Here is a 15,703-nt window from a genome sequence, read left to right on the forward strand (position 1 = left end):
GCACGGAGGCGCACCGTGATCCGGGTCGGGTAGGATTGACCGAAGCAACCTTTAACCCCGTCCTGTGAGGCGGAGAAGGGAGCGGCGGATGAGCACGCGCACTGTGCTGCATGAAGCCGACATCGCCCGGGCCCTGACTCGGATCTCCCACGAGATCCTCGAGTCCAACAAGGGGTCCGATGGTCTCGTGATCCTCGGCATACCCACTCGCGGCGTCGCACTGGCCAATCGCATCGCCACGCTGATCGGCGAGTTCAGCGGAACGGTCGTGCCGGTCGGCGCGCTGGATGTGACGATGTACCGCGACGACCTGCACCGGAATCCGACCCGGGCACCGCAGCCCACCTCCATCCCCTCCGGCGGGATCGACGGAGCCGTGGTCGTCCTCGTCGACGATGTGCTCTTCTCCGGCCGCAGCATCCGGGCAGCGTTGGACGCGCTCCAGGACATCGGCCGCCCCGCCGCGGTCCGCCTCGCGACCCTCATCGACCGCGGCCACCGCGAGCTGCCGATCCGGCCGGACTTCGTCGGGAAGAACCTGCCGAGCGCATCCGACGAACGGGTGAACGTGCGACTGGCCGAAGTGGACGGCGAGGAGTTCGTCACGATCGAGGGGGCCGACCGGTGAGACACCTGCTGGATACCAAGACCCTGTCCCGCGCGGACGCGCTGGAGATCCTCGACGTCGCCGAGGACATGGCCGACACCCAGCAGCGCGAGATCAAGAAGCTTCCGACGCTGCGCGGCAAGACCGTGGTGAACCTCTTCTTCGAGGACTCCACGCGAACCCGCATCTCCTTCGAGGCCGCCGCGAAGCGGCTCAGCGCCGACGTCATCAACTTCTCCGCGAAGGGCTCCAGCGTCTCGAAGGGGGAGTCGCTGCAGGACACCGCGCAGACACTCCAGGCCATGGGCGCGGATGCCGTCGTCATCCGTCACGGCGCGTCGGGCGCGTCACGCACCCTCGCCACCAGCGGCTGGATCAGCGCGGGCGTGGTCAACGCAGGGGACGGCACGCACGAGCACCCGACCCAGGCGCTGCTGGACGCGTTCACCATTCGCAAGCGTCGCTTCGGCCACGACAGCCGCGGTCGCGACCTGTCCGGCGTCACCGTCGCGATCGTCGGCGACATCCTGCACTCGCGGGTGGCGCGCTCGAACGTCTGGCTGCTGAACACACTGGGCGCAGAGGTGACGCTGGTCGCCCCGCCTACCCTCCTCCCGCAGGACATGTCGGCCTGGCCGGCGCGGGTGATCTACGACCTGGACGACGCGGTCGCCGCGCAGCCGGACGCCCTGATGATGCTGCGGATCCAGCTGGAACGGATGAACGCCGCCTATTTCCCCACTGAGCGGGAGTATTCCCGCCGCTGGGGCTTGGACGCGCGCAGGCTGGAGGTGCTGGGGGCCGGTAGCATGGTGATGCATCCCGGCCCGATGAACCGAGGCCTGGAGATCTCCGCCGAAGCCGCCGATTCCTCCCGATCGACCGTGCTCGATCAAGTGACGAACGGCGTGTCCGTGCGGATGGCGGTGCTCTACCTGCTGTTGGCGGGTGAACGTGCTGAGGGACGACCCGCGAACGACGAAAGGGAGGACGCATGATGACCGCCCTTGACAGCGGCTCCGGCCGCCGATTCCGAGCCGAGACGCTTCTGGTCCGCGGTGCGCGGATCGAGGGAGGTCGCACCGGCGACCTGATCCTCGAGGACGGACGCATCGCCGAGTCCGGTGGCACGCTCAGCCGTGCCGGCGCAACTGTGATCGACGCCGACGGCCTGGTCGCGCTGCCCGGCCTGGTGGATCTGCACACGCATCTGCGCGAGCCCGGATTCGAGGCATCCGAGACGGTGCTGACCGGTTCGAGGGCCGCCGCAGCCGGCGGCTACACGGCCGTGTTCGCCATGCCCAACACTTCACCTGTCGCCGACACCGCCGGTGTCGTCGAGCAGGAGCTCGCCCTCGGCGAGGCGGCCGGTTACGTGACCGTCCAGCCCATCGGCGCGGTCACGGTCGGACAACGGGGCGAGCGTCTGGCCGAACTCGGCGCCATGGCCGATTCCCGGGCCGCAGTCCGCGTCTTCAGCGACGACGGCTCGTGCGTGTGGGATCCGCTGATCATGCGCCGCGCCCTGGAGTACGTGAAGGCCTTCGACGGCGTCATCGCGCAGCACGCGCAGGACCCGCGACTGACCGAAGGCGCCCAGATGAACGAGGGCGCGGTCTCGGCCGAACTGGGGCTGGCCGGCTGGCCGGCCGTCGCAGAAGAGTCCATCATCGCCCGCGACGTGCTGCTGGCCGAGCACGTCGGATCGCGCCTGCACGTGTGCCACCTCTCCACCGCAGGATCGGTCGACATCATCCGCTGGGCGAAGCGGCGCGGCGTGAACGTGACCGCGGAGGTCACCCCCCACCACCTCCTGCTCACCGACGAGCTTGCTCGCGGGTACGACGCCTCGTTCAAGGTGAATCCTCCCCTGCGGCGCGAGGAGGACGTCCGCGCGGTGCGCCGGGGACTGGCCGACGGCACCATCGACATCGTCGCCACCGACCATGCGCCGCACCCCGCCGAGGCCAAGGCCTGCGAGTGGCAGTCGGCCGCGAACGGGATGGTCGGCCTGGAGAGCGCACTGCGCGTCGTCCAGCTCGCCATGGTCGACACCGGACTGCTGGCGTGGCCCGATGTCGCACGGGTCATGTCGCGCACCCCCGCCCGTATCGGCCGCCTCCGCGGGCACGGCACTCCGCTCGCGACGGGGGAAGCGGCATCCCTCACCCTCTACGACCCCGCGCCGACACGCACGTTCTCGACGGCCGATCTGCACGGGCGCAGCCGCAACTCGCCCTACCTCGGACGCGAACTGCCCGGCGAGGTGCGCTGGACGGTCTACGGCGGCGTGGTCACGGTCGCCGACGGCGCGCTCCTGGACACACCGGGGGTGCGCGCATGACGCGCGAAGGGGCACTGGCCGTGATGGTCTCGGTCGCGCTGGTGCTGATCGGGCTGCTGGCATGGGCGTGGTGGCGGCGGACCCGCCGCGACTCCGGACTGCGCGCCCCGGTCGGAGAGGCTCCGGCGGATGCCGCAGTCCTCAGCCGCCACGAGGGCCTGTACGTCGCGACCACCCGGCACGGGGAGCCCCTCGAGCGCCTCGCCATCCGCGGCCTGGGCTTCCGGTCCCGCGCCGACCTGACCGTGACCAGCGCCGGCGTGGCCATCGACCTGACCGGTCAGCCGCGTCTGTTCCTGCCCACCGCCCAGATCGACGACGTCGCCCAGGCGACCGTAGCGATAGACCGCGTCGTGGAGCGCGACGGGCTGGTCCGCATGTCGTGGCGGCTGAACGATCAGGACGTCGTTGACTCCTACTTCCGGCCACAGGGCGCCTCCGCCCGCGTGGTGGCCGACGAGATCTCCGCACTCTCTCAGCAGACAGGAAAGAACGAATGACTGTCCCCCTCGACATCCGCGCCGTCGGCGCTCCCTCCGATCCCGCCGTCCTCGTACTGGAGGACGGCACCCGTCACGTCGGACGCGCCTACGGCGCCCGCGGAACGACCCTGGGCGAGGTGGTCTTCGCCACCGGCATGACCGGCTACCAGGAGACCCTCACCGACCCGTCCTACGCCGGCCAGATCGTGCTGCAGACCGCTCCGCACATCGGGAACACCGGAATGAACGCGCAGGACACCGAGTCGCGCCGGATCTGGGTCGCCGGCTACATCGTGCGGGACCCCTCGCGCGTCGTGTCGAACTGGCGCTCAGAGGAATCGCTCGACGACGCGCTCGTCAGCGACGGCGTCGTCGGCATCAGCGGCATCGACACCCGTGCGATCACCCGGCACATCCGCTCGGCCGGCAGCATGCGCGGCGGCATCTTCTCGGGCGAGGCCGCCGACCTCGACCCGGGCGAGCAGCTCGAGGTCGTCCGGGCCGCCCCGGAGATGACGGGGCAGAACCTCTCCGCTCAGGTCTCGGTGGACCGGCCCGAGGTGACCCCCGCCGTGGTGCGGGCTGGCGTTGAGCGGATCGGGAACCTGGCGGTGCTCGACCTCGGCGTGAAGCAGTCCACGATCGACAATCTGGCCGCGCGCGGCTTCGAGGTCCATGTCCTGCCGCAGGACGTCACCATCGAGGACATCCGCGCCATCGACCCGGTCGCCGTCTTCTACTCGAACGGCCCGGGCGACCCGGCGGCTTCGGACGACCATGTGGACGTGCTGCGCGGCGTCCTCGACGACGGTCTGCCGTTCTTCGGGATCTGCTTCGGCAACCAGCTGCTCGGCCGTGCGCTCGGACTGGGCACCTACAAGCTGCCGTTCGGGCATCGCGGCATCAACCAGCCGGTGCTGGATCGGACGACCGGACGCGTCGAGATCACCTCGCACAACCACGGCTTCGCCGTCGAGGCGCCGCTGGAGGGCGAGTTCGACAGCCCCAACGGCTACGGACGCGTCGAGGTGAGCCACGTGGACCTCAACGACAACGTGGTCGAGGGGCTGCGGGCGCTGGACATCCCGGCCTTCTCCGTGCAATACCACCCCGAGGCGGCGGCCGGTCCGCACGACGCCAACTACCTGTTCGACCGGTTCCGCGACCTGGTCCTGGCCACCCGGAAGGGCAACAACTGATGCCGAAGCGCGAAGATATCAAGAGCGTCCTGGTCATCGGCTCCGGGCCGATCGTGATCGGCCAGGCGTGCGAGTTCGACTACTCCGGGACGCAGGCGTGCCGCGTGCTCCGCGAGGAGGGCGTGCGCGTCATCCTGGTCAACTCCAACCCGGCCACGATCATGACCGACCCGGACTTCGCCGACGCGACCTACATCGAGCCCATCACGTGGCAGGTCATCGAGACGATCATCGCCAAGGAGCGTCCCGACGCGATCCTGCCCACCCTGGGCGGCCAGACGGCGCTGAACGCCGCGATCGATCTGCACAATCACGGGATCCTCGAGAAGTACGACATCGAGCTGATCGGAGCCAGCTTCGAGGCCATCAACAAGGGCGAAGACCGCCAGATCTTCAAGCAGCTCGTCCTGGATGCCGGTGCCGAGGTGGCCCGCAGCCACATCGCGCACACGATGGACGAAGTCCTCGCCGCCGCCGACGACCTGGGCTACCCGCTCGTGGTCCGGCCGAGCTTCACGATGGGCGGCCTGGGCTCCGGTTTCGCCTACGACGAGCGCGACCTGCGGCGCATGGCCGGCGCCGGTCTGCACGACTCGCCCACCAGCGAGGTCCTGCTCGAGGAGTCCATCCTGGGCTGGAAGGAGTACGAGCTCGAGCTCATGCGGGACACCGCCGACAACACGGTGGTGGTCTGCTCCATCGAGAACGTCGACCCGGTCGGCGTGCACACCGGAGATTCGATCACCGTTGCGCCCGCGCTGACGCTCACCGACCGCGAGTACCAGAAGCTTCGCGACATCGGCATCGACATCATCCGCGCCGTGGGCGTGGACACCGGCGGATGCAACATCCAGTTCGCCGTCGACCCCGCCGACGGTCGGGTCATCGTCATCGAGATGAACCCGCGCGTCTCGCGCTCCTCCGCCCTCGCGTCCAAGGCCACCGGCTTCCCGATCGCGAAGATCGCGGCGAAGCTCGCGATCGGCTACCGCCTGGATGAGATCCCCAACGACATCACCAAGGTCACCCCGGCCAGCTTCGAGCCCACGCTGGACTACGTCGTGGTCAAGGTGCCGCGGTTCAATTTCGAGAAGTTCCCCGCGGCCGACACCACCCTGACGACGACCATGAAATCCGTCGGCGAGGCGATGGCGATCGGGCGCAACTACGCCACCGCCCTGCAGAAGGCGCTGCGGTCGCTGGAGAAGCGCGGGTCCAGCTTCCACTGGGGGAGCGAGCCGCGTTCCGTGGACGAGCTGATCGAGATCGCCCGGACCCCCACCGACGGCCGCATCGTGGTCGTCCAGCAGGCGCTGCGCAAGGGCGGCACGATCGAGCAGCTGTTCCAGGCGACCGGCATCGACCCGTGGTTCCTGGACCAGATCGTCCTGATCAACGAGATCGCCGAGACCGTGCACGCGGCCGCGGAGCTGGACGTGGACACCCTGCGCCTCGCCAAGGAGCACGGGTTCAGCGACGCCCAGATCGCACAGCTGCGCGGCGACGCGGAGACGGCGGTGCGCGGCATCCGTCACGCCCTCGGCCTGCGCCCGGTCTACAAGACGGTCGACACCTGTGCCGGTGAGTTCCCGGCGCTGACGCCGTACCACTACTCCAGCTACGACTTCGAGACCGAGGTCGCGCCGTCCGAGCGGACCAAGGTCGTCATCATCGGTTCCGGCCCGAACCGCATCGGGCAGGGCGTCGAGTTCGACTATTCCTGCGTGCACGCCTCGTTCGCGCTGTCGGCGGCAGGCTACGAGACGGTCATGGTCAACTGCAACCCCGAGACCGTCTCGACCGATTACGACACCAGCGACCGGCTGTACTTCGAGCCGCTCACCCTGGAGGACGTGCTCGAGGTGCTGCACGCCGAAGCCCAGTCCGGTCAGATCCTCGGTGTGATCTGTCAGCTCGGCGGCCAGACCCCCCTGGGCCTGGCGAAGGGCATCGAGGATGCCGGCTACCGCATCCTCGGCACCAGCCCGGCGGCCATCGACATGGCCGAGGAGCGAGAGCTGTTCTCGCAGCTCCTGGACGAGGCCGGCCTGATCGCACCGCGTCACGGCACCGCCACCGACGCGGACGGGGCCCTCGCCATCGCCGCGGAGATCGGCTACCCCGTGCTGGTGCGGCCGAGCTTCGTCCTCGGCGGCCGCGGCATGGAGATCATCTACGACGCCCCGAGCGTGCTCGACTACTTCGTGCGCATCGCCGATCAGGCGATCATCGGCCCCGGCATGCCGCTGCTGGTGGACCGCTTCCTGGACGACGCGATCGAGGTCGACGTGGACGCGCTCTACGACGGGTCCGAGCTGTACATCGGGGGAGTGATGGAGCACCTCGAGGAGGCCGGCATCCACTCCGGCGATTCCAGCTGCACCCTGCCGCCGATCTCGCTCGGACGGACCGAGATCGACCGCGTCCGGGTCGCGACGCTCGCGATCGCGAAGGGCGTCGGAGTGCAGGGCCTGATCAACGTCCAGTTCGCGATCAGCGCCGGAGTCCTCTACGTGATCGAGGCCAACCCGCGGGCCAGCCGCACCGTCCCGTTCGTGTCCAAGGCGCTGGGGATCCCGCTGGCCAAGGCCGCCGCGCGCATCATGACCGGCTCGAGCATCGCCGAGCTGAAGGCCGAGGGCCTGCTGCCGGAGGTCGACGGGTCACGGGTTCCGCTGGATTCGCCGGTGTCGGTGAAGGAGGCGGTGCTGCCCTTCAAGCGCTTCCGGACCAAGGACGGCCAGACCGTCGATTCCGTGCTGGGTCCCGAGATGCGCTCGACCGGTGAGGTCATGGGCATCGACCGCGACTTCCCCCGCGCGTTCGCCAAGAGCCAGGAGGCCGCGTACGGCGGCATGCCGCTGTCGGGCACGGTGTTCATCTCCGTCGCCGACAGCGACAAACGCGCCGTCATCCTGCCGGCCCACCGCCTGCAGGAACTCGGCTTCACCCTCCTGGCCACCGAGGGGACGGCCGAGATCCTCGCGCGGAACGGCATCGACGTGCAGGTCGTGAACAAGTTCAGCGCGACATTGGACTCCGGCGAGACCAACGTCGTCGACCTGATCAACGCGGGCAAGATCGACATCGTGGTCAACACCCCCAGCGGCCGGTCCGCCCGGGCGGACGGCTACGAGATCCGCGCGGCCGCCGTCGCGGCCGACAAGGCGCTGTTCACCACGATGGCCGTGCTCGGGGCCGCGGTCAGCTCCTTCGACGCGGTGCGTGCCGGCTACGACGTGAAGAGCCTGCAGGAGTATGCGGCAGACCGGGCGGCGCGCCTTGAGCGATGACCGCCTGAGCGCACCCGGGTTCGGCGACCGGGTCCGTGCCGCCCTTGCCGCGTCCGGTCCGCTCTGCGTCGGGATCGACCCGCATCCGCAGCTGCTGGAGGCGTGGGGGCTGGCGGCCTCGGCCGCCGGCGCGCGCGAGTTCGGCCTGCGCGTGGTGGATGCCGCCGCCGGCCGGGTCGGCATCGTCAAACCGCAGGTGTCCTTCTTCGAGCGCTACGGCTCCGCGGGCTTCGCCGCCCTGGAGGACGTGCTGGGCGCGGCACGCGCAGCCGGTGTCCTGGTGATCGCGGACGCCAAGCGCGGCGACATCGGCACCACGATGGACGCGTACGCCGAGGCCTGGCTGACCCCCGGCTCCGCACTGGAGTCCGACGCGATGACGGTGAACCCGTTCCTGGGGATCGGCGCGCTGGAGGGAACGTTCGCGCTGGCCGAGCGCACCGGAAAGGGCGTGTTCGTCCTGGCCGCGACCAGCAACGCGGAGGCGTTCCCGCTGCAGCGCGCCACTCTGGCGGCAGGCGGGACGGTCTCGGCGGGTATCGTCGCGGAGGTCTCCGCGCACAACGCCGGCACGGCCGGCCACGGCTCGTGGGGCAGCATCGGCCTCGTGATCGGCTCCACCGTCGACTGGTCCGATGCCGGGCTGGACGCGCTGACCCCGCCCGCCCCGATCCTCGCGCCCGGCTTCGGTCACCAGGGCGCCGGGCCGGCTGACCTGCCCCGGCGGTTCGGCTCCTCCGCCCCGCTGGTCATCGCGTCCGAGAGCCGCAGCCTGCTGTCGGCAGGACCGGCCGGCCTCGCGCAGGCCATCGATTCGCGGGTTCAGGAGTACAGGAGCTGGCATGACTGACCCCCGGACTCCGGCCCCCACGGCCCCCCGTGCGGCTCCCGGCTCGCCGACGCGGCCCCCCGAGGTGGATCGTCTGGCGGCATCGCGTCGCGCGGTCGCCGCGCGCCGCGCCCGCGCCGCGTTGAAGAAGGACGTCGCGATGCGGGTGATCACCCCGCAGGAGCTGGCGCGCCGCGCCTTCGCCGATCCGACCTCTCCGGCCGGCACGATGCGTGTCACGGAGTACCTCACCAGCCTCCCCGCGATCGGCGAGGGCAAACGCGACCGCATCCTGGAGGAGCTGCAGATCTCGCCCGTCAAACGCCTCGGCGGGCTGGGTGCCCGTCAGCGCCGCGTGCTGAGCTCGTTCCTGGACGCCCGATGGCCGGAGCGGCAGGCCCGCGGCGGCCGCAGCCGGCTCGTCGTGCTCGCCGGACCGACTGCGGTGGGCAAGGGAACCGTCGCCGCGCGGATCCACGAACAGCACCCCGAGATCCACCTGTCCGTGTCCGCGACGACGCGACCGCCGCGACCCGGCGAGGTCGAGGGCCAGCACTACTTCTTCGTCGACGACGCCGAGTTCGATCGTCTGATCGAATCCGGCGAGCTCCTCGAACACGCCACCGTGCACAACAAGTACCGCTATGGCACGCCGCGACGGCCCATCGAGGAGGCGCTGGCGGCCGGACGGACGGTCCTGCTGGAGATCGATCTGCAGGGCGCACGACAGGTGCGTGCGGCTGAGCCGTCCGCGACGCTGGTGTTCCTGCTGCCGCCGAGCTGGGACGAACTGGTGCAGCGGCTCGTCGGCCGCGGCACCGAGGACGACGAGGAGCGGGCGCGGCGCCTGCGTACCGCGAAGGCCGAACTGGCCGCCCAGAACGAGTTCGATTTCCTCGTCGTCAACGACGACGTCGCCGCAGCGGCCCAGGAGGTCGTAGAATTGGTGGATGCGCCCGCGCGCCCATCTGCGCGCGTCTGAGAGCGCGAACACGTTTTCACCCGACATCCGTCGCAAAAACCCAGGAGGTTTCGCCGTGGCCGGAAAGAACCAGGGGATCATCGATCCCCCCATCGACAGCCTGCTTCAGAAGGTCGACTCGAAGTATCAGCTGGTCATCTACGCGTCCAAGCGCGCGCGCCAGATCAACGACTACTACTCCGACCTGCACGAGGGCAACCTGTTCGACAACGTCGGCCCGCTGGTCGACTCCACCGTCGAGGACAAGCCCCTCACGATCGCCCTGCACGAGATCCACGAGGACAAGCTCCGCCTTCGCCAGGCTGAGTGATCACGGCGATGCCGCATGCGCGCCGTCCATCCCGGGCGGCGCTGTGACACCGCGTGACGGCGGCGTCGGCCGCGGTCGCGATACTGGAGCGATCCGAGCCGACTCCGCCAGGAACCTGGAGCATCGATGACCGAGCTGCGTCTGTTCACCTCCGAATCCGTGACGGAGGGGCACCCGGACAAGATCTGCGACCAGATCTCGGACAGCATCCTCGATGCGATCCTCGCCGAGGATCCGCACGGTCGCGTCGCGGTCGAGACGCTGGTCACCACCGGACTGGTCCACGTCGCCGGTGAGGTCTCCACGAGCGCCTACGTCGAGATCCCCGCGATCGTGCGCGGCGTCGTGAACCGCATCGGCTACACCTCCAGCGACACCGGCTTCGACGGCGACTCCTGCGGTGTGAGCGTGTCGATCGGGGCGCAGTCCTCGGACATCGCCGCCGGCGTGGACAAGGCCTTCGAACGCCGCGAGGGCGGATCGACCGACCCCCGCGACGAGCAGGGCGCCGGCGATCAGGGCATCATGTTCGGCTACGCCACCACCGAGACGCCTCAGCTGATGCCGATGGCCGCGTGGACCGCGCACCGGATGGCCGAGCGACTGGCCGACGCGCGCCGCAGCGGGGCCCTGCCGTTCCTGCGTCCGGATGGCAAGACCCAGGTGACTCTCGGTTACGACGGACAGACCCCGAAGACGGTGGAATCCGTGGTGCTGTCCACGCAGCACCACCCCGACATCTCCCAGAAGGCGTTGCGCGCCGCCGTCCGCGCCGAGGTCATCGACCCCGTCCTGGAGGCCACCGGCCTGGCACTGCCGGATGTCGAGTTCTACATCAACCCGGCGGGTCCGTTCATCACCGGCGGGCCCAAGGGCGACGCCGGCCTGACCGGCCGCAAGATCATCATCGACACCTACGGCGGCGCCGCCCGCCACGGCGGAGGCGCCTTCAGCGGGAAGGACCCCTCCAAGGTCGACCGTTCGGCGGCGTACGCGATGCGCTGGGTCGCCAAGAACGCGGTGGCCGCAGGCCTCGCCGACCGGCTCGAAGTCCAGATCGCCTACGCGATCGGCAAGGCCAACCCGGTCGGCCTGTACGTGGAGTCCTTCGGCACCGGCCACGTCGCCGACGAGGTGATCACCCGCGCCATCCTGGATGTGTTCGACCTGCGCCCCAAGGCGATCATCGACGCCCTCGACCTGCTGCGCCCCATCTACGCACAGACCGCCGCCTACGGGCACTTCGGCCGCGAACTGCCCGACTTCACGTGGGAGCGCACCGACCGCGTCGACGATCTGCGCGCAGCCGCCGGGCTGTGACGCCGCGCCGCTACGCGGCGGGGTACCGCAGATGACGGCCTCGCGCCGCGTCGCGCGTGTCCTGATCGACTCGCCCCTGCCGCAGCTGGACCGCCTGTTCGACTACGCGATCCCCGAGGAGCTCGCCGAGGCTGTGCGCCCCGGCGTGCGCATCCGGGTCCCGCTGCGCAGCGCCGGTCGAATGCTGGACGCGTACGTCGTGGAACTGGGTGAACCCGACGCCACGGACCGTCCGCTGTCCGAGGTGGACGCCGTCGTCTCCACGGTGCCCGTGCTGACCCCCCGCCTGTACGCGCTGGCGCGCCGCGCCGCGGACCGGGCCGCGGGTTCTGCAACCGACATCCTGCGGCTGGCGATCCCCAAGCGCATGGTGCGCGCGGAGAAGGCCTGGCTCGCGGGTGACCCCCCGGGCGAACCGGTGGTCAGCGAGGAGAACCGGCAATGGGCCGCCGCCGTGCTGGGGCCGTACCCCGCGCTGGTGGAATGCCTGGATCATCGCGGGCGCGGGGCGCTGGACGCCCGCCCCGAGCCGGTGCGCCTGCCGGGCGGAGCGACCACCGGCTCGTGGGCCGTGCTGCTCGCCGCCGCCGCCGTGCGCACCCTGGCGGCGGGCCGCAGCGCGATCCTGGTGGTGCCCGACCACCGCGACCAGGCACAGCTGGAGACCGCCCTGGCCGCCCGAGCCCCGGCGGACGCGATCCTGCGCAACGACGCACGGCAGAGCTCCCCGGCCCGCTACGCGGCGTTCCTGCGCATGCTGGCACCCGTGCCCAGCATCGTGGTGGGCAATCGGTCCTCCGTCTACGCGCCCGCGCACGCCCCTGGCCTGATCGCGATCTGGGACGACGGAGATCCGCTGCTCGCCGAGCCGTTGAGTCCGGGGGTGCACGCCCGCGACGCCGCCCTTCTCCGGCAGGAGCTGGACGAGTGCTCCGTGGTCTTCGCCGGCCACACCCGCACCACGGACGTCGAACGGCTCGTCTCGCTGGGCTGGGTCCGCGATGTCTCCGCGGCGCGTCGCGCCTCGCCTCGGGTGGTGCTGAGCGCGACCAAGGAGGGCGAGTCCCCGGGCGCCCGTGTGCCCTCGGCCGCGTTCGCGGCAGCACGGGAAGCGCTGCGCACCGGCCCCGTGCTGGTCCAGGTGTCCCGTCCTGGGTACGCACCGGTGCTCGTCTGCGCCGACTGCCGAACCCCGGCTCGCTGCCCGGCATGCGGGGGCCCGCTGCACGCCGCACGGCGCGGCGCGGTGCCGGGGTGCGGCTGGTGCGGTCGCCAGGCGACCGCATGGGCATGCCCGCGCTGCGAGTCGGTCCGCATCCGAATGGCATCCTCCGGCAGCGAACGCACCGCGGATGACCTGGGACGGGCCTTCCCCGACACCCGGATCATCCTCGCCGACGGCGAGCACCCTGTGCTGAGCGTGGAGGGTCGCCCGGCGTTGGTGGTCGCCACGCGCGGGGCCGAGCCGGTCGCCGAGGGGGGCTATCGCGCAGTCATCCTGCTGGACGGGGATCGGATGCTGCTGGCCGACGATCTGCGCATCGGCGAGTCGTGCCTGCGGTGGTGGTCCAACGCGGCCGCCCTGGCCGCGCCCGGGGCGCCCGTGCACCTGGTCGGCGTCACCGGAGCCATCGCCCGTGCCCTGGCCACCTGGACTCAACCCGCATACGCCCGCGCCGAGCTGGCCGATCGTGCGCCACTGCGCATGCCGCCCACCGTCCGGGTCGCAGCGCTGGAGGGCAGTGCGGCCGCAGTCGATGCCGCGCTGGGCGCACTCCGCACGGCGGTGCCCTCGCTCGAGGACGAAGCGATCCTCGGTCCGGTGCCCACCGAGGCGGGCGCGCGGGCGCTGGTCCGCTTCGAGTACGCCCTCGGCGGGCGCGTGACCGAGAGCCTGCGCAGTTCGATCGTGGCGGACGCGCTGCGCGTGCGGAAGAACCCGAAGACTCGCGCGCCGGGCACCCGCAATACACTCAGAGTGCGGGTCGACGTACCCGACCTGGACCTGTGAGGAACGTCATGCGCCTCGTCTTCGCCGGCACGCCCCATGCCGCCGTCCCCTCGCTGCGCGCGCTCGCTTCGTCCGGGCACGAGATCGTCGCGGTGGTCACGCGCCGTGATGCACCCGTCGGCCGCAAGCGGGTGATCACCCCCTCGCCGGTGGCGGCAGCGGCCGAGGACCTCGGGATCCCGACGATCCGCACGGATCGCCTGGACGCCGAGGCGGCCGCTCGGATCGCGGCGCTGGAACCGGACCTCGGCGTGATCGTCGCGTACGGCGGCCTGGTCCGCGAACCTCTGCTGTCCGCGCCGCGGCAGGGGTGGATCAACCTGCACTTCTCGCTGCTTCCGCGCTGGCGGGGTGCCGCGCCGGTGCAGCACGCGCTGATCGCCGGCGACCGGGTCACCGGTGCGGCCGTGTTCCAGCTCGTTCCCGCGCTCGATGCCGGAGACATCTACGCCGCGCGCGAGTACGTCGTTCCGGACGGCGCCACTGCCGGAGACGTACTGAGCGCGCTCTCGGTCGACGGCGCGACGCTCCTGCACGAGGTGGTCGATGCGATCGCCGCGGGCACCGCGCACGCCACCCCGCAGACCGGCGAAACCACGCTCGCCCCGAAGCTCGGCGATGAGGACGGCCGGCTGCGGTGGCAGGAACCCCGGGACGCGGTGCTCGCGCGACTGCGCGGGGTGACGCCCGAACCCGGAGCGCACACGACCTTCGACGGTGCACGGGTGAAGATCCTCGCCGCACGCGAGGCAGCCGAGAACGCCCCGCATCTCGAGCCGGGGGCGGTGGCCGCGCAGGACGGCGCCGTCCTGATCGGCACCGCCACCGACCCGGTCATGCTGGATCGGATCCAACCCGCCGGAAAGGCTCCCATGAACGCTGCAGACTGGTGGCGCGGGCGCCGCGACGCGGGCACCCCGCCCCGGGCCGGCTCGTGAGCTCCGCCGACACCTCCCGGCGGGTCGCATTCGAGACGATCCGCGCGGTGAACGAATCCGACGCCTACGCCAACCTCCTGCTGCCCAAGGCCATCGCGCGGGCCGGGCTGAGCACCGCGGACGCCGCGCTGGCCACCGAGCTGACCTACGGCACCCTGCGTCGGCAGGGCACCTACGATGCCGTCATCCAGATCGCGGCGGACCGCGGCATCCAGGAGATCGACCCGGCCGTGCTGGACGCTCTCCGGCTGGGCGTGCACCAGCTGCTCTCGACGCGGGTGGCCTCGCACGCCGCCGTGAACGAATCGGTCGATCTCGCACGCAGCGCGGGCAGCCGCGGCGCGTCCGGCTTCGCGAACGCGGTGCTGCGCCGGGTGTCCAGGGACACTCCGGGGGAGTGGATGTCGCGCGTCGCTGCGAGCGCACGCTCGGACGACGAACGTCTCGGGCTGGTCCACTCGCACCCGGTGTGGATCGTCCGGGCGTTCCGGCGAGCGCTGGCCGCCGAGGGGCGCGCCGACGAACTGGAAGCGCTCCTCATCGCGGACAACGCGGCGCCGCGCGTCACCATGGCGGCGCTGCCCGGCCTGGCCGCGGTGCCCGAGGACGCGCGGCACACGCCGTACTCGCCGTTCGGATTCCGCCTCGGCGGCGGCGACCCCGAGCGACTGGTCCGGGAGTCCGCGGGTCGGGTGCGCGTGCAGGACGAAGGCTCCCAGCTCGCGGCGCTCGCGCTGACCCGTGCCGTCCCCGCGCGGCCCGGCGAGGTGTGGCTGGACCTGTGTGCCGGCCCCGGCGGCAAGACAGCGGTGCTGGCCGCGGAGGCGCTGCAGGTCGGCGCGCGCCTGGAGGCCAACGAGGTCTCACCGGTCCGCGCCGGCCTGGTCCGGCAGGCGATCGCCGGCATCCCGTTGGAGGTGCCGGTCTCGGAGGAGGACGGACGGACCCGACCGGGCTCCGGCGGGTATGACCGGATCCTGGTCGACGCACCGTGCACCGGGCTCGGTGCGCTGCGCCGACGACCGGAGGCGCGCTGGCGCAAGTCCCCGGCCGACGTCGCGGAGCTGACCCAGCTGCAGGGCGAGCTGCTCGCCGCTGCGATCGGCGGGCTGCGCCCCGGGGGCGTGGTGGCCTACGTCACCTGCTCCCCGCACCTGGGCGAGACGGCGGGCGTGGTCAGCGAGGCAAGACGCGCTTTCGGGGACTCCATCGAGGAGCTCGACGCGCGTGCGGTGCTGCGCGGCATCTCCGATGCCGAACCTGACCTGCCGGCGCAGAAGGACGGCTCCGGCCGGGCCCAGTTGTGGCCGCACCGCCACAACACCGATGCGATGTCCATCACGCTGCTGCGCCGGTCCTGAGACCGAGGACGTGGGCCTGCGCGGCCC

13 protein-coding genes are annotated in these 15,703 nt (G+C 71.2%); all 13 read left to right on the forward strand.

Annotated elements, in window-relative coordinates:
* Window positions 1-88: 88 nt before the first annotated feature.
* Entirely contained in the window at window positions 89-628 is a 540-nt protein-coding gene (gene pyrR, locus QNO12_RS08740; protein ID WP_257503719.1) for a bifunctional pyr operon transcriptional regulator/uracil phosphoribosyltransferase PyrR, read from the forward strand.
* On the forward strand, window positions 625-1,605 hold the full coding sequence (locus QNO12_RS08745) for an aspartate carbamoyltransferase catalytic subunit (protein ID WP_257503718.1): 981 nt from the start codon (window positions 625-627) through the stop codon (window positions 1,603-1,605). The genes pyrR and QNO12_RS08745 overlap by 4 nt, the downstream gene beginning before the upstream one ends.
* The gene (locus QNO12_RS08750) at window positions 1,605-2,951 is read left to right on the forward strand and encodes a dihydroorotase (protein ID WP_285177842.1); all 1,347 of its coding nucleotides are present in this window, start codon (window positions 1,605-1,607) and stop codon (window positions 2,949-2,951) included. The genes QNO12_RS08745 and QNO12_RS08750 overlap by 1 nt, the downstream gene beginning before the upstream one ends.
* Window positions 2,948-3,451 (forward strand): PH-like domain-containing protein, encoded by a 504-nt coding sequence (locus QNO12_RS08755; protein ID WP_257503716.1) that lies wholly within the window; start codon window positions 2,948-2,950, stop codon window positions 3,449-3,451. Before QNO12_RS08750 ends, QNO12_RS08755 begins: the two co-directional genes overlap by 4 nt.
* Window positions 3,448-4,632 carry a glutamine-hydrolyzing carbamoyl-phosphate synthase small subunit gene (gene carA / locus QNO12_RS08760; protein ID WP_257503715.1) on the forward strand — a complete coding sequence of 395 codons (1,185 nt, stop codon included), beginning with the start codon at window positions 3,448-3,450 and terminating at the stop codon, window positions 4,630-4,632. Before QNO12_RS08755 ends, carA begins: the two co-directional genes overlap by 4 nt.
* On the forward strand, window positions 4,632-7,925 hold the full coding sequence (gene carB, locus QNO12_RS08765) for a carbamoyl-phosphate synthase large subunit (RefSeq protein WP_257503714.1): 3,294 nt from the start codon (window positions 4,632-4,634) through the stop codon (window positions 7,923-7,925). The genes carA and carB overlap by 1 nt, the downstream gene beginning before the upstream one ends.
* A complete protein-coding gene (pyrF, locus tag QNO12_RS08770) occupies window positions 7,915-8,775 on the forward strand; it encodes an orotidine-5'-phosphate decarboxylase (RefSeq protein WP_257503713.1) in 861 nt (286 codons plus the stop codon). The genes carB and pyrF overlap by 11 nt, the downstream gene beginning before the upstream one ends.
* Window positions 8,768-9,736 (forward strand): guanylate kinase, encoded by a 969-nt coding sequence (gmk, locus tag QNO12_RS08775; RefSeq protein WP_257503712.1) that lies wholly within the window; start codon window positions 8,768-8,770, stop codon window positions 9,734-9,736. Before pyrF ends, gmk begins: the two co-directional genes overlap by 8 nt.
* Window positions 9,737-9,791: 55 nt before the next feature.
* Window positions 9,792-10,046, forward strand: a complete 255-nt coding sequence (rpoZ, locus tag QNO12_RS08780; RefSeq protein ID WP_257503711.1) for a DNA-directed RNA polymerase subunit omega — start codon at window positions 9,792-9,794, stop codon at window positions 10,044-10,046.
* A gap of 126 nt (window positions 10,047-10,172) precedes the next feature.
* Window positions 10,173-11,366 carry a methionine adenosyltransferase gene (metK, locus tag QNO12_RS08785; protein WP_257503710.1) on the forward strand — a complete coding sequence of 398 codons (1,194 nt, stop codon included), beginning with the start codon at window positions 10,173-10,175 and terminating at the stop codon, window positions 11,364-11,366.
* A 31-nt stretch (window positions 11,367-11,397) separates the two neighbouring features.
* Window positions 11,398-13,377 carry a primosomal protein N' family DNA-binding protein gene (locus QNO12_RS08790; RefSeq protein ID WP_257503709.1) on the forward strand — a complete coding sequence of 660 codons (1,980 nt, stop codon included), beginning with the start codon at window positions 11,398-11,400 and terminating at the stop codon, window positions 13,375-13,377.
* 8 nt (window positions 13,378-13,385) lie between these two features.
* Window positions 13,386-14,315 (forward strand): methionyl-tRNA formyltransferase, encoded by a 930-nt coding sequence (fmt, locus tag QNO12_RS08795; protein WP_257503708.1) that lies wholly within the window; start codon window positions 13,386-13,388, stop codon window positions 14,313-14,315.
* On the forward strand, window positions 14,312-15,676 hold the full coding sequence (locus QNO12_RS08800) for an RsmB/NOP family class I SAM-dependent RNA methyltransferase (protein ID WP_257503707.1): 1,365 nt from the start codon (window positions 14,312-14,314) through the stop codon (window positions 15,674-15,676). Before fmt ends, QNO12_RS08800 begins: the two co-directional genes overlap by 4 nt.
* The last annotated feature ends 27 nt before the right edge of the window (window positions 15,677-15,703 follow it).

This window comes from Microbacterium sp. zg-B185 (genome assembly GCF_030246885.1).
GTDB lineage: Bacteria > Actinomycetota > Actinomycetes > Actinomycetales > Microbacteriaceae > Microbacterium.

Excerpts from the sequence above, each read along its gene's own strand:
- gmk (WP_257503712.1), top strand. The coding sequence starts at position 8,768 with ATGACTGACCCCCGGACTCCGGCCCCCACGGCCCCCCGTGCGGCTCCC.
- QNO12_RS08790 (WP_257503709.1), top strand. The coding sequence starts at position 11,398 with ATGACGGCCTCGCGCCGCGTCGCGCGTGTCCTGATCGACTCGCCCCTG.
- carB (WP_257503714.1), top strand. The coding sequence starts at position 4,632 with ATGCCGAAGCGCGAAGATATCAAGAGCGTCCTGGTCATCGGCTCCGGG.
- metK (WP_257503710.1), top strand. The coding sequence starts at position 10,173 with ATGACCGAGCTGCGTCTGTTCACCTCCGAATCCGTGACGGAGGGGCAC.
- QNO12_RS08755 (WP_257503716.1), top strand. The coding sequence starts at position 2,948 with ATGACGCGCGAAGGGGCACTGGCCGTGATGGTCTCGGTCGCGCTGGTG.
- carA (WP_257503715.1), top strand. The coding sequence starts at position 3,448 with ATGACTGTCCCCCTCGACATCCGCGCCGTCGGCGCTCCCTCCGATCCC.
- pyrR (WP_257503719.1), top strand. The coding sequence starts at position 89 with ATGAGCACGCGCACTGTGCTGCATGAAGCCGACATCGCCCGGGCCCTG.
- fmt (WP_257503708.1), top strand. The coding sequence starts at position 13,386 with ATGCGCCTCGTCTTCGCCGGCACGCCCCATGCCGCCGTCCCCTCGCTG.
- QNO12_RS08750 (WP_285177842.1), top strand. The coding sequence starts at position 1,605 with ATGACCGCCCTTGACAGCGGCTCCGGCCGCCGATTCCGAGCCGAGACG.